The sequence below is a fragment of the Mycobacterium sp. RTGN5 genome, assembly GCF_033804465.1.
Taxonomy (GTDB): Bacteria; Actinomycetota; Actinomycetes; order Mycobacteriales; family Mycobacteriaceae; genus Mycobacterium.
The window spans coordinates 309,590-328,344 of sequence record NZ_JAPZLA010000004.1 but is presented as its reverse complement, the minus strand read 5'-3'; the positions used below and the strand labels follow the sequence as shown (position 1 = coordinate 328,344).

At 66.9% G+C, this 18,755-nt stretch carries 20 protein-coding genes; 14 read left to right on the top strand and 6 right to left on the bottom strand.

The window, feature by feature from the left end:
* Positions 1–9: 9 nt before the first annotated feature.
* Both SLQ31_RS21640 and SLQ31_RS21635 read left to right on the top strand, forming a co-directional pair.
* Positions 10–693, top strand: coding sequence for a YoaK family protein (locus SLQ31_RS21640; RefSeq protein WP_319436112.1), 684 nt, complete (start codon positions 10–12; stop codon positions 691–693).
* A 14-nt stretch (positions 694–707) separates the two neighbouring features.
* Positions 708–1,532, top strand: coding sequence for an SDR family NAD(P)-dependent oxidoreductase (locus SLQ31_RS21635; RefSeq protein ID WP_319436111.1), 825 nt, complete (start codon positions 708–710; stop codon positions 1,530–1,532).
* Between the two features lie 32 nt (positions 1,533–1,564).
* Here SLQ31_RS21635 and SLQ31_RS21630 read toward each other — a convergent pair whose 3' ends face one another.
* Positions 1,565–2,644 (bottom strand): phosphodiester glycosidase family protein, encoded by a 1,080-nt coding sequence (locus SLQ31_RS21630; RefSeq protein ID WP_319436109.1) that lies wholly within the window; start codon positions 2,642–2,644, stop codon positions 1,565–1,567.
* Between the two features lie 237 nt (positions 2,645–2,881).
* Here SLQ31_RS21630 and SLQ31_RS21625 point away from each other — a divergent pair, with 237 nt between their 5' ends.
* A complete protein-coding gene (locus tag SLQ31_RS21625) occupies positions 2,882–3,160 on the top strand; it encodes a GlsB/YeaQ/YmgE family stress response membrane protein (protein WP_319436107.1) in 279 nt (92 codons plus the stop codon).
* A gap of 57 nt (positions 3,161–3,217) precedes the next feature.
* Here SLQ31_RS21625 and SLQ31_RS21620 read toward each other — a convergent pair whose 3' ends face one another.
* Entirely contained in the window at positions 3,218–3,973 is a 756-nt protein-coding gene (locus SLQ31_RS21620; protein ID WP_319436106.1) for a pirin family protein, read from the bottom strand.
* Positions 3,974–4,065: 92 nt separating this feature from the next.
* On the opposite strand from SLQ31_RS21620, the gene SLQ31_RS21615 reads away from it, so the two are divergent.
* Complete coding sequence (locus tag SLQ31_RS21615) at positions 4,066–4,512, top strand: MarR family winged helix-turn-helix transcriptional regulator (protein ID WP_319436105.1); 447 nt, start codon at positions 4,066–4,068, stop codon at positions 4,510–4,512.
* 12 nt (positions 4,513–4,524) lie between these two features.
* On the opposite strand, the gene SLQ31_RS21610 is transcribed toward SLQ31_RS21615, so the two are convergent.
* The gene (locus SLQ31_RS21610) at positions 4,525–4,920 is read right to left on the bottom strand and encodes a heme-binding protein (RefSeq protein ID WP_319436256.1); all 396 of its coding nucleotides are present in this window, start codon (positions 4,918–4,920) and stop codon (positions 4,525–4,527) included.
* Between the two features lie 490 nt (positions 4,921–5,410).
* On the opposite strand from SLQ31_RS21610, the gene SLQ31_RS21605 reads away from it, so the two are divergent.
* Positions 5,411–6,373: a ferritin-like domain-containing protein gene (locus tag SLQ31_RS21605; protein WP_319436104.1), complete on the top strand. Its 963-nt coding sequence runs from the start codon at positions 5,411–5,413 to the stop codon at positions 6,371–6,373.
* Positions 6,374–6,473: 100 nt separating this feature from the next.
* Positions 6,474–6,899, top strand: a complete 426-nt coding sequence (locus SLQ31_RS21600; RefSeq protein ID WP_319436103.1) for a nitroreductase family deazaflavin-dependent oxidoreductase — start codon at positions 6,474–6,476, stop codon at positions 6,897–6,899.
* A gap of 23 nt (positions 6,900–6,922) precedes the next feature.
* Here SLQ31_RS21600 and SLQ31_RS21595 read toward each other — a convergent pair whose 3' ends face one another.
* Positions 6,923–7,930, bottom strand: a complete 1,008-nt coding sequence (locus SLQ31_RS21595; RefSeq protein WP_413642686.1) for a sigma-70 family RNA polymerase sigma factor — start codon at positions 7,928–7,930, stop codon at positions 6,923–6,925.
* Positions 7,931–7,995: 65 nt separating this feature from the next.
* On the opposite strand from SLQ31_RS21595, the gene SLQ31_RS21590 reads away from it, so the two are divergent.
* The 6 genes from SLQ31_RS21590 (at position 7,996) to SLQ31_RS21565 (ending at position 13,434) form a co-directional block, all read left to right on the top strand.
* Positions 7,996–8,835, top strand: a complete 840-nt coding sequence (locus SLQ31_RS21590) for an alpha/beta hydrolase (RefSeq protein ID WP_319436102.1) — start codon at positions 7,996–7,998, stop codon at positions 8,833–8,835.
* A gap of 29 nt (positions 8,836–8,864) precedes the next feature.
* A complete protein-coding gene (locus SLQ31_RS21585; RefSeq protein ID WP_319436254.1) occupies positions 8,865–9,869 on the top strand; it encodes a hypothetical protein in 1,005 nt (334 codons plus the stop codon).
* A gap of 50 nt (positions 9,870–9,919) precedes the next feature.
* Entirely contained in the window at positions 9,920–10,669 is a 750-nt protein-coding gene (locus tag SLQ31_RS21580; protein ID WP_319436101.1) for a DUF2786 domain-containing protein, read from the top strand.
* The gene (locus tag SLQ31_RS21575; RefSeq protein ID WP_319436100.1) at positions 10,666–11,163 is read left to right on the top strand and encodes a TIGR04338 family metallohydrolase; all 498 of its coding nucleotides are present in this window, start codon (positions 10,666–10,668) and stop codon (positions 11,161–11,163) included. Before SLQ31_RS21580 ends, SLQ31_RS21575 begins: the two co-directional genes overlap by 4 nt.
* A gap of 140 nt (positions 11,164–11,303) precedes the next feature.
* Positions 11,304–13,004 (top strand): ABC transporter substrate-binding protein, encoded by a 1,701-nt coding sequence (locus SLQ31_RS21570; protein WP_319436098.1) that lies wholly within the window; start codon positions 11,304–11,306, stop codon positions 13,002–13,004.
* Positions 13,005–13,077: 73 nt separating this feature from the next.
* Entirely contained in the window at positions 13,078–13,434 is a 357-nt protein-coding gene (locus SLQ31_RS21565; RefSeq protein ID WP_319436097.1) for a nitroreductase family deazaflavin-dependent oxidoreductase, read from the top strand.
* Here SLQ31_RS21565 and SLQ31_RS21560 read toward each other — a convergent pair.
* Both SLQ31_RS21560 and SLQ31_RS21555 read right to left on the bottom strand, forming a co-directional pair.
* On the bottom strand, positions 13,431–15,653 hold the full coding sequence (locus tag SLQ31_RS21560; RefSeq protein WP_319436096.1) for a molybdopterin oxidoreductase family protein: 2,223 nt from the start codon (positions 15,651–15,653) through the stop codon (positions 13,431–13,433). The two genes, SLQ31_RS21565 and SLQ31_RS21560, sit on opposite strands and share 4 nt — an antisense overlap.
* A gap of 66 nt (positions 15,654–15,719) precedes the next feature.
* The gene (locus SLQ31_RS21555) at positions 15,720–16,481 is read right to left on the bottom strand and encodes an IclR family transcriptional regulator (RefSeq protein WP_319436095.1); all 762 of its coding nucleotides are present in this window, start codon (positions 16,479–16,481) and stop codon (positions 15,720–15,722) included.
* Positions 16,482–16,571: 90 nt separating this feature from the next.
* Between SLQ31_RS21555 and SLQ31_RS21550 the strand changes: the two genes are divergently transcribed.
* Together SLQ31_RS21550 and SLQ31_RS21545 are read left to right on the top strand one after the other, a co-directional pair.
* Positions 16,572–17,912: an FAD-binding oxidoreductase gene (locus tag SLQ31_RS21550; RefSeq protein ID WP_319436094.1), complete on the top strand. Its 1,341-nt coding sequence runs from the start codon at positions 16,572–16,574 to the stop codon at positions 17,910–17,912.
* Complete coding sequence (locus SLQ31_RS21545) at positions 17,909–18,697, top strand: DAPG hydrolase family protein (protein WP_319436253.1); 789 nt, start codon at positions 17,909–17,911, stop codon at positions 18,695–18,697. The genes SLQ31_RS21550 and SLQ31_RS21545 overlap by 4 nt, the downstream gene beginning before the upstream one ends.
* Positions 18,698–18,755: the final 58 nt, after the last annotated feature.

Below are 18,755 nucleotides of genomic sequence, written 5' to 3'. Positions count from 1 at the left end.
ACTTGGGCCATGGCCGTCGCCTCGCCCGTATCGGAACGCTCCACCGTCGTCGCGCTACTGCTGCTGACCTTCGCCACCGGTCTGGTCGACGCGGTCAGTGTGTTGGCGCTCGGGCATGTGTTCGTCGCCAATATGACCGGCAACGTCATCTTCCTCGGCTTCTGGTTTGTGCCGCATTCCGGCGTGGACATGACCGCCGCGGTGATCTCGTTCATCAGCTTCTTGATCGGCACGGTGGTCGGCGGCCGGTTCGCGCGGCACTTCGACCGTGAGGTGCGGGGCTGGCTCACCGCGGCGCTGGGCAGCGAGGTGGTCGTGCTCGTGGTGCTGGCGGTGCTGGCCGGCACCGGTGTCGTGGATTATCACAACGACGGCAAGCTGGTCCTGATCGCCGGGCTGGCCCTGACCTTCGGTGCGCAGAACGCCGCCGCCCGCCAGTTCGGCGTCCAGGAGCTCAGCACCACCGTGCTGACGTCGACGCTGGTGGGAATCGGCGTCGACAGCCGGCTTGCCGGCGGGCGCGGCGAGCGGCAAAAGCTGCGCTACACCGTGGTTTTGACGATGTGTGCGGGCGCGATGGTCGGCGCGACGATGACGCGCTGGATGGTGGCACCGGTGATCGCCTTGGCCGCGGTCGTGGTGGGCGCCAGCCTGGCCGTCTTCCGGTACGGCCCGCGACCGGCGAGCGGGTAACTAGGCTCGGGGCCATGCCCACTGTTCTGGTCACCGGCGCAGCCCGGGGAATCGGCAAGTCGATCGTGAGTCATCTGGCCGCCACCGGATGGGACGTCATCGGCGGCGTCCGCAACGCCGCCGATGCCGACGCGTTGTCGGCGCTGCCGCGGGTCAGCGCGGTCATCCTCGACGTCACCGACGACGTACGGGTCGCCGCGCTACCCGAGGCGCTGCCGGGCCGTCTGGATGCGGTGGTCAACAACGCCGGCATCGCGGTCAGTGGCCCGCTGGAGGGATTGACCGCGGCCGAGATCCGGCACCAGCTGGACGTCAACGTCGTCGGTCAGCTCGCTGTCACTGCGGCGGTGCTTCCCCTGCTGCGCGAGTCGGCCGGCCGGATTGTGTTCATTTCCAGTGTGAATGGCAAGCTTTCGGCGCCGATGATGGGCGCGTATAGCGCGTCCAAGTTTGCGCTCGAGGCCGCCGCCGATGCGCTGCGAGTCGAGCTTCGGCCCTGGCACATCGCGGTCAGCGTGGTCCAGCCCGCGCAGACCGACACCGACCTGTGGCGTGATGCCGACCAAAGCGTCGCCGATATGGAAGCCGCGATGACGGCGCAACACCGCGCCCTCTACAGCAAACATGTTGCGGGCATGCGGAAGTCGATCCCGATGGCGCAACGCCTTGCCGTCGATCCGGAGAAGGTGTCCAAGGTGGTGCTCACCGCACTCACCGCACGCAACCCGCGGGCGCGCTACCCGGTCGGCGTGGCGACCGCGGTGCAGATGACCCTGATGACCAAGCTCCCGACCCGCGTGCGCGACGCGGTGCTGCGCCGGGTGTTCGGCCAACCCTGACCGGCTCGGGACTCCCTGGGCTGCAATGAATCTCAGTTGAACCCGAGCCACGCGGGTAGTGCACGCTCGTGGGAATCGCAGAGCACCGCCATCGTGTCGCACGAGCCCTTGGGCACGCCCGCGCCTGCCCACATGCCGCCGGTGTCGCGGCGCAGCACGATCGCCGACGACCCGCCGCCGTCGAGAAGGATGGCGGTGTCGCTGCCCAGACCCCGGAAGAGATCCTGGATCTGATCCGGTGTGTAGCTGCCGCCCTGGAAGACGTACATCTCGTCCTTGTCCCTGGCGTAGGCCAGAGCGGTGCGCGCGGCGCTGGGGCCCGGGTCGTTCAGCTGGCCCGTATCGCCCGGGGCCAGCAGCCCGAGTCCGCTGACCGCGGCGAACCGGGTGCCCTTGTCCAGCAGACCCTGGACCACCGGGGTGGCGGCGTCGTAGTCGTTGGGCGTGTTGGGTGTGACGAGGAACGGCGCGCCCGCGACGGGCAGGATCATCGTGGTCAGCGCGGTCCACACCTCGTCACCGCCGGATAGCGCCTGCTTGCCGGCGTAGGCCAGGGTCCCGGTCACGGCGGCGTTGGCCCGGCCTTGGCCCTGGGTGTTGTCGACGTAGGCGCCCAGCGGAGAGCTGCACCCGGTCGATTTCCACGAACCTGCCTGCTGCCCACGGACATCGAAGAAATTGGCGTTGATGGCGATGGTCGGCTGCCCGAGCGCCTGCCACGCCTGCAACGGCGAGTAGGTCTCGGACGCCTGCACCAATCCCTCGCGGGTGCGTGTGCCGGGAGTCTGTTCGCAGCGGGCCTGGTAGCCGGTATGGCCGTCGACCAGCAGTCGCGGCGTCAGCCGTTTGGACGCGGCCTTGATGATCATCAGGTGACCGCCGTTGGTCTGCTCGTACCAGTTGCCCGCCGCGTTGAGCATCGGTGCGGGATAACCACTTCCGAAGTTGTAGACGAGGTAACTGCCGCGCGTGGTGGCGATCGCCTGGGCCAGTTGGTCACGGCCGTCGGCGGAGGCGACCGGCATGCCGATCGTCGCCGCGAGCGTCAGGCAGCTGGCCACGGCCATGCTGCCCGCGGCCAGGCGACGTAACTTCGCGGCGACGGTTGGCACAGTTGCCCTTTCATCACGGAGAGTCCACTACTGCATCGACACTCTCATTCTCAGCAATCACACAGTCAACTTTGGTAACAGACCTGCGCCGGTTCGGCACCGGCGTCGTCACGACCAGGAACGTTGATTTGCCGCGCCGACAATTACTTGGCCTAGGGACGGTTATCCGCGTCACGGGCGGGGAACTACTGCTTGGCGCGGCGCTCTTCCGAGGCCGCCGGAACACGAGGAGCAGCAATGATCGGAACGATTATCGGAGCCATCGTCGTCGGACTGATCGTCGGCGTGCTGGCGCGACTGGTCATGCCCGGCAAGCAGAACATCGGCATCATCATGACCGTTCTGCTTGGTGCGGTCGGTTCCTTCCTGGGAACGTGGGTCACCTACCAGGTCGGATACGCCAACTCCAACGGCGGGTTTGCGATCATCCCGTTCTTGGTGGGCGTCGTCGTCGCTGTGGTGCTGATCGCGGGATACCTCGCGATCACCGGACGCAGCAACCGAGTACACCACTAGGAGGTCGACGGCCCGGACGGCAGCGGAACACCGCGCCGTCCGGGCCGACCGCCGTCCTCAGCCCGCCAGGGCGGCGTGCATCTCCCAGACGAGGACCTCCGACGGTTGCGTGGCGGTCACCCGCTGGCCGCCCGCCGCGGTGAAGCGCACCGCATCACCCTCGTGCAGCCGGCCGGCACCCTCCAACGTCACCTCGCCGCGCGGGACGAACACATGCAGATACGGAGCTTCGGGCAACTCGACGGTGTCGCCGGGCTGTAACCGAGCACCGTGTAATGCCGCGTACCGGTTACGGATCGAGATCGCCGCCTGATCCTTGTGATCGGGCATTCCGGAGGCGATCGTCACCAGCCCGCCGCGGAGTAGCTCGTCGTCGATCTCCAGCTGCTGATAGCCGGGGTCAATCCCGGACTCGTCGGGCGCCACCCACATCTGAACGAAATGGACTGGCTCGCTGTGTGTTTGCTGCCCCGTGAGCGTCCATGAGTCATTCTTCTCCGAGTGCAAGATGCCCCGGCCGGCCGACATCCGTTGGGCCAGACCGGGATAGATCACGCCGGAGTGGCCGGTGGAGTCCTGGTGCACCAGCGAGCCCTGCAGCACCCAGGTGATGATCTCCATATCGCGGTGCGGATGGGTGTCAAAGCCAGTGCCGGGGTTGACGATATCGTCGTTGTTCACCAACAGCAGGCCGTGGTGGGTGTTCGCCGGGTCGTAGTGGTGTCCGAACGAGAACGAATGCTTGGAGTCCAGCCACTCGATCTTCGTTGCGGCGCGGTCGGCGGCACGTCTGATGTCGACGGTTGCGGCCATGTCATCACCCCTTGGGTCGTTGCCAGCCTAAATCGCCGGCGCTGACTGCGACAACATAGATGATGTGTCATGTATTCCGCTATGGTGGTGGCATGGCGGAGCGCTGGTTGTCCGATGACCAACAGCGCATCTGGCGCAACTACCTGACATTGGGCAGCCACCTGCAGGTCGCAATGAACCGTCAACTGCAGGCGCGATGCGGGCTGTCGCTCGCTGACTACGAGGTGCTGGTCGTGCTCGACGAGCGCGGGCCGATTCGGGTGCTCGAGCTGGCTGCCGCGCTGGGCTGGGAGCAGAGCCGGGTCTCGCATCAGCTGCGCCGGATGCGGGCCCGCGATCTGCTCGAACGGCGGGATAGCGAGGATGACCGGCGCGGCGCGACCGTCGAGATCACGGCCGCCGGAAGCGTCGCCCTCGCCACCGCCGCCCCCGACCACGTCGCGCTGGTCAGCTCGGTGCTGTTCGAGGGGACGACGCAGGCGCAACTGCATGGGTTCGATCAGGTGATTACCGCGGCGCTGCAACGCCTCGACGAGTGACGCCGGCCGGATCTAGCCGGCCATGAAGGCGTCGTAGGCCGTTTGCAGGTTGGGCGGCAATACCGAGACATTGCACGCCTGCTGGGTGTCACCGATCGGTGTAAGGATGCCGCGCAGGTCGTGGTACTCACCGGGGTTGGCGGTGAAGTATCCGCGCACGTTGGCTTCGGCCTGCGGGCGCGGCTGGTTGTAGGCCGCCGTCAGTACCTGGTTGGCGCCGGGATGGGCGGCCAGGTACTGGTTCGCCGAACCGGTCACCGAGCTGACGGTGTTGGCAACGCCGGCGCTGCTGCAGTCCGGTGCCGCCGAGGCCATCGGCGCGGCCAGAGTTGCCGCTGCCATGCCCCCCACGAGCAGACCGGTGCAGACGGCCGCAGCCTTCTTACTGGATGCGATACCGCTGTACATAGTGATCACTTCTCTCTTTCACTGGTTCCCCCGACCTGAAACCCAAAGTACCCATGAGGTTTTGCAGCAAAACCCCGTGCCGCGAACATGATTCGCTTCGGCAGCGAGCGTTACAGCGTCGAGTGGTGATATTGCACTCAGTCTGCGCCGAACTGGTCGAGGCCCGCTCGCCTGCGTCTGAGAGTTCTTAATGCCGGCGACGATCCCTTAAGTGATTGTGATCTTCGGCGTGACGCAATTGTGATACCCGCAAACGCGAATACCGCTGGTGTAGCGCAGATTCGGGGTAGCGAGCGGGTCGGATCAGCCCGCGAACGCGTGACCGGCGCCGCCACACTGCAGCCAGTGGTGATCGTCTTAACGGATCGTGAAATCGCTGCACCGGAATTGTGGACGTGCGTACCGATCGGACAGATCGGGTAGAGGTCTGAACGAGGCGCACAAACCCCGCGCCGACAAAAATCCGTCAACGCATAAGGGGAGAAACGCGATGACCACTCCAGATACCACCACTCTGCTCGCCCAGCTGCGGGCCGTGCTCGACCTGACCAACACCGAGATCCAGATCGCCGAGACCAGGGTGGCGCAGGCCCGTACCGATGCGGTGCGCACCGAGCTCACCCAGAACGCCGCCAACGGCCGCGAGCGTGCGGAGGCAATCGAGGGGGCCATCCGCGACTTGGGCGGCTTCCCCGATGTCATCGGTCCGTTCTTCGGGCGTGCGGCCGCTGCGGTCAAGGCGCTCACCGAACAGGCGCAGCCGTTCGATGAGGCCCTGCTGGGCGATCTCGCGCTGGAAGGCCAGCTGCTCGATCGCTCGCGCTACCTCAAGGCGCTCGCCGTCGCGACGCATCAGCCCGACGTCGAAAGCCTGGCCAATCGCCTGATCACGGCGCACTCGGCGACCGTTGACTGGCTGACCACCGTGCTGGCTGAGGACGCGTTGGGCGGCCCGGCTGCGCTGAAGCGCACGCCGTTGCAGATCCTGACCGGGCTGACCGTCCGGGTGGCCAACTGGCCGGTGATTTCGTCGGTCCGCGGCATCGACCGGGCGCTCGACCTGCTGCGGAACTCCCGCCCGGTTGTCGACGACCTGGTCAGCCGCGGCCAGCACGCTGGTGAGGTCGCGGTCAAGGCGGCCCAGGCATCGCGGGATGCCGCGCTGGAGACCGCCGAACGGGTGGCCCGCCGCGAGGGTGCCGACGGCGCCGCCGACGCGCTGCACTCGTTGCGCAGCGCAACCGGTGTCCTGTCGCCCGAGGAACTGCCGATCGAGGGTTACGACGAGCTCAACCTCAACGACGCCGTCGCCGCGGTGAAGGAGCTCGAGGATCCCGCCGACATTCGCGCCGTCGTCGCGTATGAGGAGGCGAACAAGAATCGCCAGCGGCTGGTCTCCGCTGCCCAGACCCGGGTGGCCGCGATTGCCCAGGAGATCGTCGGCATCGACTGATCCGACGGGTGCCACGCGGCGTCCCCGATGATGGTTCCTCATCGTCGGGGACGTCGGCGTTGCCGGATCTTGGGCCGGATCTTGGGCCTACGGTGAACACATGACGGACGCAATGAACTTCGACGAGATGAACCGACAGGTCATCGAGGAATTCCGGACCAGCGGCGGCAAGGCCGGTGGGATGTTCGAGGGCAAGCCACTGGTGCTGGTCCACCACGTCGGCGCCAAATCGGGCACCGAACGCATCGCACCGCTGGTGCCGCTTCTGGAGGACGGCCGGATCTTCATCTTCGCCAGCAAGGGCGGTGCGGACACCAACCCGGACTGGTATCACAACCTCGTCGCTCACCCGGACACCACGGTCGAACTGGGAACCGAGACCTTCCCGGTCACCGCCAAGGTGATCACCGGATCCGAACACGACGAGATCTACGCCAAGCAGGTCGCCGCGGAACCCCAGTTCGGCGACTACCAGCGCAGCACCTCGCGGATCATTCCGGTTATCGAGCTGCAGCGCCGCTCCTGAGCGGCTGCAATGCTCCTGATCCGCTAAAGGGCTTCGGGCAGGCCGAATTTCGCGAAGAGGCTGGTGTCGAGGAAAGCCACCACATGCGAGATGCCGTCCGGGCCCAGGTCGAGGACGTGGAGCTGGAACGGCACGTGGCGGCCGCCGGTCTCGGGTAAACGCATGTACATCGCCGCGGCCGGCTGGCCGTTGGCAGTCAGCGGCAACAAGCGCATGTCCTCGGGGGAATCGGCCGGGCAGTTGTGGTGGATGAGCGCACCGATGGCCGGGCCGCCCTGATACCAGCCGTCGAACGGGGGCATCTCCCACACCGCTTCGGCGGTGAACATCTCCACCAGCCGCGGGATGTCGTAGTCCTCGAACGCCGAGATATAGCGGGCCAGCTGTTCGCGGGCTTCCGCCGACTCCGGCGGGGACAACTGATCGTCCTGGCTGGGCCCGACGGCGTCGAGCTGGGCCCGGGCTCGTTGCAGGAGGCTGTTGACGGCGGCGACGGAGGTGCCGATGGCGTCGGCGACTTCAGCGGCCTTCCACTGCAGCACATCGCGCAGCACCAGAACGGCGCGTTGCCGCGTTGAAAGATGCTGCAGCGCCGCAACGAATGCCAGCCGCACCGACTCCCGCGAACCGACGATCACAGATGGATCAGCGGGGTCGTCGTTCAACGAGTCGGGGAGCGGCTCCAGCCACGGCACCTCGCCGCGTTCGACGAGCTCGTCGGTGGGTTGGGAGCTCGGCGCACCCAGCCCCGTCGGCAGTGGCCGGCGCTGCCTGCCCTCCAGCGACGTCAAGCAGGTGTTGGTGGCGATGCGATGCAGCCAGGTGCGTACCGAGGACTTGCCCTCGAAGCGGTCATAAGACTTCCACGCCCGCAGGAAGGTCTCCTGCACCAGATCCTCGGCGTCGTGCAACGACCCCGTCATCCGGTAGCAGTGCGCCAATAATTCGCGTCGGTACGGCTCGGCCTGCACCAGGAAGTCGCCCCGGTTCGGGTCGAGACCGTCGTCAAGATTATGCGCGAGCACGCTCACACCGACCGAGCTTACGCACGCGCACCGACAACGGGCCGTGCCGTCTTGGCGGTTACGCTCCCTTGATGGTCACAACGCGCACCGAGCGGACGTTCGACGGAGTCGGCGGCGTCCGCATCGTCTACGACGTGTGGACACCGGATACCGAGCTGCGCGGCGTCGTCGTGCTCTCCCACGGCCTGGGCGAACACGCTCGCCGGTATGACCACGTCGCCGAACGCTTCGGCCAAGCCGGCCTGGTGACCTACGCGCTCGACCATCGCGGGCACGGCCGTTCCGGCGGCAAGCGCGTGCGCGTCAGGTCGATCAACGAGTACACCGGGGACTTCGGCACCCTGGTCAATATCGCCACCGCCGAGCACCCCGGCCTGAAGCGAATCGTGCTCGGCCACAGCATGGGCGGCGGCATCGTGTTCGCCTACGGGGTGGACCACCAGAAAGACTTCGACCTGATGGTGCTCTCCGGTCCCGCCGTCTCGGCCCAAACCGGGGTGTCCCGCGCCAAATTGCTGCTCGGCAAGGCGGTCGGCTCACTGCTGCCGGACCTGCCGGTCGAGGAACTCGATGCAGGCGCCATCTCCCGCGACCCCGAGGTGGTGGCGGCCTACAACGCCGACCCGCTGGTGCATCACGGCAAGATCCCCGCCGGCATCGCCAAGGCGCTGGTGACGGTCGGCGAGACCATGCCACAGCGCGCGCGTCAGCTCACCGCACCATTGCTGGTCGTGCACGGCGCCGACGATGCGCTGGTGCCGGCCGCCGGGAGTGAATTGCTGGTCGACTGTGTCGGCTCCAGCGACGTCCACCTCAAGGTCTATCCGGGGCTCTATCACGAGGTGTTCAACGAGCCCGAGCGCGATCGGGTGCTCGACGACGTGACCGCCTGGATCGAGGCCAGGCTGTGAGCTGGCGCCGTCGCATCGCGATGGCGGCGATGGCGCTGATGCTGGTGGCCGGCTGCTCGTCGAACAGCGAGTCGCACAACGCCTGGGTCGAGGACGAGGTGACGTTCGTCGCGGACGGGCTGACCATCCACGGCACCTACCGTCATCAGCACGGCGACCAGAAGGGGCCGGCCGCGCTGCTGATCTCGGAGAGCGGGCGCACCGACCGCAACGGCGACAACAACGTCGCCGGGCCGATCGGCAACATGCGTCAGCTGGCCGAATACCTGTCGAATCACGGGGTGGCCTCGCTGCGCTACGACAAGGTCGGCACCGGGCAGACGGGCCTGGGCCCGTATGCCGATCACCCGGCCGACGTGGGCAGCGCCGTCTACACCGTCGGCGCGAAGTCCGCGGTGCGGTTCCTGGCCGGGCAGTCCGCCACCGACAAGGACCACATCTCGGTGTACGCGCTCGGCGAGGGCACCATCCATGCGATGACGCTGGCCGACGACACATCTCCTGGAGCACCCAAGATCCATTCGCTGGGTCTGCTGCAGCCGCTGGCGGGCCGCTACCTCGACCTGATCAGCAAGCGGGTCACAACCGATATGGCCGCCGCCGTGAAGGCCGGGCAGAAAACCCAGCAGCAGGCCGACCAGACGATTGCCGCATGGAACGCTGCCGTCACCGAGGCGCGCACCAAGGGCAGCGTGCCGGCCAAGCTGCCCGAGAGCCTGAGCGCGATTCTCAACCCCGGCAACGTCAAGGCCGTCGTCGAGGCCGACGCTATCGACCCGCTGGAGCTGGCTGCCCGCATCCCTGGCGGCACACCGGTCTTGGTGACGTGCTCGGATTCCGACGGGCAGGCCAACTGTGCGGATATCAAGGCCTTCACCGATGCACTGGCGCACACCTCGTTGTCGGTGGTCGCGCTCAAGGGTGTCAACCATGTGCTGCGCGACGACGCCAGCGACAACGTCGGCAACTACGCCAAGCCGGGTCCGCTCTCACCACAGCTGACGGTCGCGCTGGACGGGTTCGTCGGCCAGTAACGGTCGCGGCGGCCGTGCCAGTGTCGGGCCGCTCCGCTAGGTTGCCAATCGTGACCGACGACAAGATGCTGGCGCGGATCGCAGCACTCCTGCGCCAGGCCGAAGGCACCGACAACGTCCACGAGGCCGAGGCGTTCATGTCCGCCGCCCAGCGGCTGGCCACCGCGACGTCGATCGACCTGGCCGTCGCGCGCGCGCATTCCGCCACCCGGACCGCGGCGCAGGTGCCGACCCAGCGGACCATCACCATCGGCGACCCCGGCTCCCGGGGCCTGCGCACCTACGTGCAGCTGTTCGCGGGCATCGCCGCGGCTAACGACGTGCAGTGCGATGTCGCCTCGAATTCGACGTTCGTCTACGCCTACGGCTTCACCGAGGACATCGACGCCAGTCACGCCCTCTATGCGAGCCTGGTCGTCCAGATGGTGCGGTCCTGCGATGCGTATCTGTCCACCGGTGCGCATAAGCCGACGCCGACCATCACCGCGCGGCTGAACTTCCAGCTGGCCTTCGGCGCCCGCGTCGCCCAGCGGCTGTCCCACGCGCGTGAGGAGGCCCGGGCCGAGGCCACCCGGGACCGCAAGACCGCGCCGGGAACCGCGCTTGCGCTGCGTAACAAGGAACTTGAACTGCGCGACCACTACCGGCAGAACTCCAAGGCGCGCGGCACCTGGCAGGCCAACCGCGCTACGGCGGGGTACTCGTCGGCGGCCCGACGTGCCGGTGACCGGGCCGGCAAGCAGGCCCGGCTGGGGTCCAGTCCCGAACTGCCGGGGACGCGGACCCGGCTGCCGAGGTGACGGCGCGCGACAGCCAACGCTCCCGCGTCTACGCGGCCGAGGAGTTCGTCCGCACACTCTTCGACCGTGCCGCACAACATAGTTCGCGCACCATCGACTTCTTCGGAACGCAGCTCACCCTGCCGCCGGAGGGGCGTTTCGCGTCCATGCCGTCGGTACAACGCTATGTCGACGACGTCCTCGCGCTGCCCGCCGTGACCGACCGCTGGCCGGCACCGGAACCGCTGAAAGTCCGACCCCGGCGTGCGGCTAGTGCCGCCCACTACGAAAACTCCGATGGCACAGGCATTATCGCGGTCCCAGACCGGAGCTCCGCGGACTGGGCCATGCGGGAACTGGTCCTGCTGCACGAGATCGCCCATCACCTGACACCGCAGGGGCCGGCCCACGGCACGGATTTCATCGCGACGTTCTGCGAGCTGGCTGCCGTGGTGATGGGCGCGGAGGTCGGCCATGTGCTGCGGGTGGTGTATGCCAAAGAAGGCGTCCGATGACAGGCACTCGTCACGATTCTGTTGATTTGCTTGCGATTTAGTCTCTCGACGTGGTTGTCTCCGTGTAGCGCCGTATTTGCTGTCGGCGCTATGAGACTGGGGGGTCCATTCACGTGAGATACCGCTTGAGGTTTTTCGGCGTGCTCGTCGTCGCTACCGCACTGACGGTGGCCGGCTGTTCAACGAGTGGCAAGCCCGGTGGCAAGTCGGAGTCCGCGGGTCCAGAAACGCAATCCGCCAAATCGTCGGCGCGGATCAAGGACAAGGGCATTACTGCCAAGGGCGGAACGGTATACGTCCTCAAAGAGGAGGACTTCGAATCGTTGGATCCGGCCAACAATTACGAAACGGCCAACACAGAGGTGGGGCGGCTCATCTACCGCTCGTTGACGTTCATCAACGACATACCTGGCGCGACTCCGTCGATCCAACCCGACCTTGCCGAATCTCTTGGTACTTCCAGTGACGGCGGAAGCACCTGGACGTACCGGCTGCGGGCTGGCCTGAAGTACGAAGACGGCCGGCCGATCACCGCCCAAGACATCAAATACGGCGTGATGCGCTCCTTCGACAGCGACGTGTTTCCGCTGGGTGCGACGTGGATGAAGGATCTTCTCAAGAACGAGACGGATTTCAAAAGCCCTTATGCCACACCAGAAAAAGACCTCAGCTCGGTCGAGACTCCCGATGACAGGACGTTGATCTTCCACTTCGACGGGCCCCAACCCGACGCGGACTGGATCATGTCCTTGCCCTACACCGCGCCAGTGCCCAAGGACGCGGATACGAAGGAGGCCTACAGCAATCATCCGGTCTCATCGGGGCCATACAAGATCGAGAACTACCAACAGGGCACAGCGCTATCGCTGGTACGTAACGAAAACTGGGATCCGGCAACCGATCCCAACCGGCCCGCCTATCCCGACCGCTTCCAATTCGACCTGAAAGCAGCCAGAGCCAGCGAGCGACTCATCAAGGGCGACGGTAACGACGCGTTCGCGGTCCCATTGGACGGAGTGCTCGCGGTCAGCGACTTCGGCAAGGCGCAAGAACCCGCCGTCAGCCCTCGGTTCATCAATGGGCCGGGGCCGTGTGTCGACTACATCGCGATGAACACTCAACGGCTCAAGGACCCGGATATCCGCCATGCGATCGCACTCGCCATCGACCGGCAGGGCATTCAATCCGCCTACGGCGGCGATCTTTACGGCTCAGTCGTCGACTCGGTGATTCCATCAGACATTCCCGGTTACGCCGCACCGAATCTCGGCCTCAAACCCGGCGGCGACCCCGACGCTGCGAAGAAGCTGCTCGACGGCAAGTCGTTGCCATCGCTGCACATCGCCGTCGCCGATTCGCCGAGCCCCGCGTATGGCAAGGAGATCACCCAGATCGAGGCGAATCTCAAGGCGGTTGGCTTCGAGGTGGCCGTCGACCGGCACTCAGACACCGACCTCACCGCCCTCTTGGACGGTGTCGACGGTTGGGACATCGACCCTTCCCCGGGATGGTGCGCCGACTGGCCCACGGCAGCATCCGCGACCCTGCCCGTGCTCGGGCCGAACAGTGACGGCACCACGTGGGGCCCGAGAAACGCGGCGAAATATTTCGATCCGAAGTTCTCCGGTCAACTGGCCGAACTGAAGTCTTCGACAGCGGACCCGGCTGCGACCGCCAAGAAGTTCGTCGAGATCGCCAACGAGATCCAGTCAACTGCCTGGCCGGTGCTGCCGGTAATGCAGGACAATGATCCCGAGGTCGTCGGCGCGAATGTAACGAACGTCGGCATTTCCCCGCTTCTCAGCCAGGTCGACCTCAACACCCTCGCCGTGCGGAAATAACTGCCGCTACGGTGGATTGGAAAAGCCCGAGGAACCCGCACCACGGTTACAGGGTCGCGGGAGCGCTGCGACAATGAGCAGCATGCGACTGATGCGGGTAATGGCGACGTTCAACCGGCGGGTCACCAACAAAATAAACGGCTTGTTGGCGCCGTACCTGCCGCCGTGGGGGATGCTCATCCACCGAGGCCGCAAGTCTGGTCACGAGTACCGCACGCCGGTGGCGGTCACCGTTCGCGACGGCTCGTTGATGGTGCCGATCGGGTACGGCGAGGAGTCGGACTGGCTGCGCAACCTCCTCGCGGCCGGCGGCGGCCAGGTGATGCACCGAGGTAAGACCCGGGCCTTCACCAATCCCCGCGTCGTCGACCGGGACGAGGTCAGTACATGGGGCCGGATCAGTCGGACCTTCGTCGCCGACTTCGTCTAACCCGCCCGAGCCACCTCGACCGGCAGCGCGTTGAGCACCGCGGTGCCCGACAACGGATCCAGCAGCGTGCCGTCGTTGAGGCTGTTGACGTTCACGCCCGGATCGCGTGCCGCCACCTGCATCCGGGTGCCCGGCTCGGTATGACCCCAGCCGTGTGGCACTGACACGACGCCCGGCCGGATGGAATCGGTGATCTCAACGGGCACTTCGAGTTTCCCGCCCGGGCCGGTGACCACAGCCATCTCCTCCAGGCCCAGCCGCGCGGCATCGTCGGGGTGGATCTGCAGCGTGCAGCGATTGGAACCGCCGGACAAGGCAGGCAGGTTGTGCATCCAGCTGTTGTTGGACCGCAGGTGACGCCGGCCGATCAGCAGGAACCCCGGCTCCGACGTCAGCGACGCAAGCAGCCGTGGGATATCGGCCAGGATCGGGTCGGGATCCAATTCGACTGTCCCCGAAGGAGTTCGGAGAATCTCGGGAATGCGGGGGACTAGCGCGCCGAGGTCCACCCCGTGCGGGGCGTCCTTGACCCGCTGCAGGGTCAGGCCGTCGGGGCTGGCGCCGAACCCGTCACCGAACGGGCCCAGCCGCAGCATCATGTCCAGCCGCCGTTCGAAACCGCGACCCTCGGGCAGCATGGCGGTCAACTCCTCGACCGTCCGACCGGCGACGGGGGAGTGTTCGTCGGCGACCTCCTTGCCCAGCGTGGATCCGATCACCTGGTCGTCCACCAGTTTCGGGTCGGCGTCTGGACCCAGGCCCAGCACGATCAGTGCCAGCCGGGCCAGGATCTCGCACTCGTCGGGCCGGCCGTCGGCCAGTGGGAGCACCGGCGGGGAGTACCGGGCGTTGTTGCGCACCACCGCGCCGCTGAGGGCGAGGTCGAAATGTGCTGCGCGAGAGGGCGGTGGCGGTGGCAGGATCACGTCGGCATGGCGGGTCGTCTCGTTGAGGTAGGGATCGACCGACACCATGAAGCCGACGCTGGCCAGAGCATCCTGCAGGCGGGCGCCATCCGGCGCCGACAACACCGGATTGCCCGCGATGGTGATCATCGCCCGGATCTGACCCTCGCCGGGATTCTCGATCTCCTCGGCCAGCGCGACCGCGGGCATCTCGGACAGCACCTCGCGGTGACCCGAGACCCGGCTGCGCCAGCGGCCCGTCGTGAAGCCGCGGCCGGGGCGCGCCGGTCGCGGGGCTCCGGCGATGGTGGAGCTGGCGAACATCACCCCGCCGGGCCGATCCAGATTGCCCGTCAGGATGTTGACCACGTCCACCAGCCAGCTGGTCAGGGTGCCGAACTCGACGGTCGAGGTGCCGATGCGGCCGTAGACCGCCGCACTTGGTGCGGCAGCGATTTCCCGTGCAAGGCTTCGGATTTCGTCGGCATCCACCCCGCAATGCTCAGCGACGGCGTCCGGCGGGAAGTCCAGTGCGGCCGCCTGTACCCGATCCAGCCCCGTGACGTGATCGGCAAGCCGGCCCAGGTCGACCAGGTCCTCGTCGAAGAGGACGTGCACGATCGCGAATAGCAGCGCGGCGTCGGAGCCGGGGCGCACGGCGAGGTGGCGATCGGCCAATTCGGCGGTGCGGGTGCGGCTGGGATCGATCACCACGAGCGTGCCCCCACGGCGCCGCAAGGCCTTGATCTTGCCGGGGAAGTCAGCGGCGGTGGCAAGAGAGCCGTTGGACACCAACGGGTTTGCGCCGATGATGACGAGATAGTCGGTGCGGTCGAGGTCGGGCACGGTGAAGGCAACCGGGTTGCCGTACAGGTAGCCGCACGAGACATGCTTGGGCATCTGATCGAGCGTGCTGGCGGAGTACACCTGGCGGGTGCCCAGCGACTTGATGACGACCGGCCCGTAGAGGGACCCGGCGATGGTGTGCGCGTTGGGGTTACCCAGGTAGACCGCCACCGACGTCCCGCCGGTGTCGGCGATGACGCGCTGCAACCCGTCGGCGGCCGCGGCGAAGGCCTCCGCCCAGGTGGTCTCGACCAGTTCACCGTCGCGGCGCACCAACGGGTTCTGCAGCCGGTCGGGATCGTTGTCCAATTCGGCGAAGCTGGCGCCCTTCGGGCAGATGAAACCGTGACTGAACACGTCGTCACGATCGCCCCGGGCCGAGCTGACCCGATCGTTGTCATCGATGGTGAGGACCATCCCGCAGGTGGCCTCGCACAGCGGACAAATACGTAAGGCGGTGCGGCTCATGCTAGCCACTGTGCTCCGCTGGCAGACTCGCTGGCAAGCCCAACCAACCGGATGGTCAGATTTACCTCAGTTGGACCAGACCGTCGCGTCCAGAGCCGAGTGCAGTGCGGCGACGATGCGGTCCTTGTGTCGGTTGAACCGCTCGGTCGGCGCGGGCACCGAGATCGCGACGATATTGCCGCCGACGGCCCGTCCCGCAATGCCTGCGGCCGAGATCCCGTCGGTGTGCTCGTCGCGGTCGAAAGCCACTCGACCGGCGCGGATCTCGCGGATATCGGCCCGCACTGCGGCGCCCGCGACCGGGTCAAGCGGAGCCAGCGCCGACTCGATGTCGGCGTCGTCGAACAGCGCCAGCGCCGCCTTCCCGTTGGCGGTGTCGTGCAGGGTGAACCGGCCGCCGATCGCCGAGACAGCGCGCAGCCGATGGGGCGATTCGATCTGGTCGATGAACAGCATCTGGCCACCGCGGTACACCGAGAGGTCCGCGGTTTCCCCGGTGGCCTCGGCCACCGCCTCCAGGGTCGGCCGGAAGGCCGAGGTGATGTGGGCGGCGTTGGCGCTGGACAAGCCCAGCAGCCGCTCGCCAAGGACGATGCGGCCGTCGTCGTCCACGGCAGCGAACCCCACCTCGACCAGACCGAACAGCAGCCGCCGGGTGGTGGACTTGGCCAGGCCCAGCCGGCTGTGCAGGTCGACCAGCCGCAGTCGGCCCGGCGCGGTCGCGATCTCGTCGAGTGCGGCCGCAGCGCGGCGCAGGACCTGAATGCCGTCGTCGCGGGCGCTTCCCGCTCGCTCGCCATGCACCTCGGAAATTTCCGGATCTGCCATCTGGTCGGCCCTTCCCTGTGCGTTCCCTGCGCGGTATTGTGCCGCAATACGGATCATACAGATCCGAAATGTGAACCAGAGGAGGCTGTGGTGGGGTCACTTCCCGAGGGTCGCCATTTCTTCCGAGGCGACGACGGTTACGAAGCCGCGCGCACCGCCACGGTGTGGAACCAGCGCGTGCCCGACCGCTATCCGGACGTCATCGTCCAAGCGGTCGGCGCCGACGACGTGGTCGCCGCCGTGCGCTACGCCAAGGCCAACAACAAGCAGGTCAGCATCAAGTCCGGCGGGCACAGCTGGGCGGCCAGCCACCTGCGCGATGGCGCCGTGCTGCTCGACATGAGCCGGGTGGACCAGACCAGCATCGATACCGACGCGCAGACCGCGGTCGCGGGTCCCGGCAAGGGCGGCAGCGTGCTGGCCGCCGAGCTCGACGCGGTGGGCTTGTTCTTCCCTGCCGGCCATTGCAAGGGCGTGTGTATCGGCGGCTATCTGCTGCAGGGCGGTTACGGCTGGAACAGCCGGGTCGTCGGGCCGGCCTGCGAGAGCGTGATCGGGCTGGACGTGGTGACCGCCGACGGCGACCAGATCTACATCGACGCCGACCACCATCCGGATCTCTACTGGGCCGCCCGCGGTTCCGGGCCCGGATTCTTCGCCGTGGTCACCGCGTTCCACCTCAAGCTCTACAAGAGGCCCGCCGTGTTGGGCAGCAGCTTCTACGCCTATCCCATCGAGCTCGCCGACGAGATCTTCACCTGGGCGCGCGATATCTCCGCCGAGGTGGATCGCCGGGTCGAGTTGCAGATCGTCGCCACCAGCAGCGTGCCCGACGCGGGCATCGATCGGCCGGCCATCGTGATGGCCTCACCGGCATTCGCCGACACCGAGGCCGAGGCCAGGGAGGCGTTCGGCATCCTCGACCGATGCCCGGTCGTCGACAAGGCGCTGGTGGCGTTCCCGTATGCGCCTATGGCACTGGCTGATTGGTACACCGCGGTGATGAGCAACTATCTGGCCGATCACCGGTACACGGCCGACAACATGTGGACCAACGCCTCGGCCGCCGAGCTGATGCCGGGCATTCACCGCATCCTGGAGACCCTGCCGCCGCACCCCGCGCATTTCCTCTGGCTGAACTGGGGTCCGTCACCGGATCGTCAGGACATGGCCTACAGCCTGGAAAGCGAGATCTACCTGGCGCTCTACGCCGGCTGGCTGGACCCGGCCGACGACGAGAAGTACGCCGACTGGCCCCGCACCAACATGGCCGCGATGGCACCGCTGGCCACCGGAATTCAGTTGGCTGACGAGAATCTGGGCAAGCGGCCGGCGAAGTTCGCCACCGACGTGAGCATGGCGAAGCTCGACCGCGTGCGGGCCGAGTACGACCCCGACGGTCGGTTCCACAGCTGGATGGGGCGCGTCTGATGACCGAGACGTATGTGGGCTACCGGCCCGGCGACGGCGACACCGCGTGGGGCAAGTACTTCAATCCCGAGATGGCGGAACTGCCAAGGCACGCCGTCATCGCGCTCGAGCACGGCCCGCAGGCTGATCAGGTGATGCTCGGATTCGATTCCGCCGCAACCATTCTCGACGAGGGATACCAGCAGACCGAGAACGGTTACGGCAGCCTTCGCGGCGGCGGATTTCATGTCGCGATCCGCACCGACATGCCCGGAGTCACGCCGGCGATGTGGGACTGGTGGTTCGGCTGGCACGGCAGCGAGTCCAGTCGCTACAAGCTGTGGCATCCGCGCGCGCACGCCTCGGCGCACTGGGGTGACGGTGAGGTCGGCTCCGGTTACGTCGGGCGGACCTCGATCATCGAGGAGTATCTGGGCTCGGCCTACGCCAAGGCGGCCATCCAGTTCCTCGAGCCGGCGGCGCTGGGGCTGGACGCGTCGAGGCTGGGCACCGACGTTGCGGTATGTGCGCGGCTGGGATCCAGTGAGGTGCCCGTGGGTACCGGCTGGTTCGTCCACCACATCCGGGCCACTGCCGGCGGCGCGGAGATGCGGTCCCGGTTCTGGATGGGCGGCCCGTACACCGGTGTGCGGCGCGGCAACCGACTGACCGACTCGGTGATCCGCCCGATCGCCGCTCATCAGCTGCCCGACCCGCGCGACCTGCTGGTGCACTGCTCGCAGGAGATGAGTCACCTGGCCGGGATGCTGCCGCAGATTTACGCGGAGTTCGCTACCACCGGCTAATTCGGCGCCGCCGCACACAGACATTGCCAAATCCCCACCACCGCCAACCTGAGGGGTT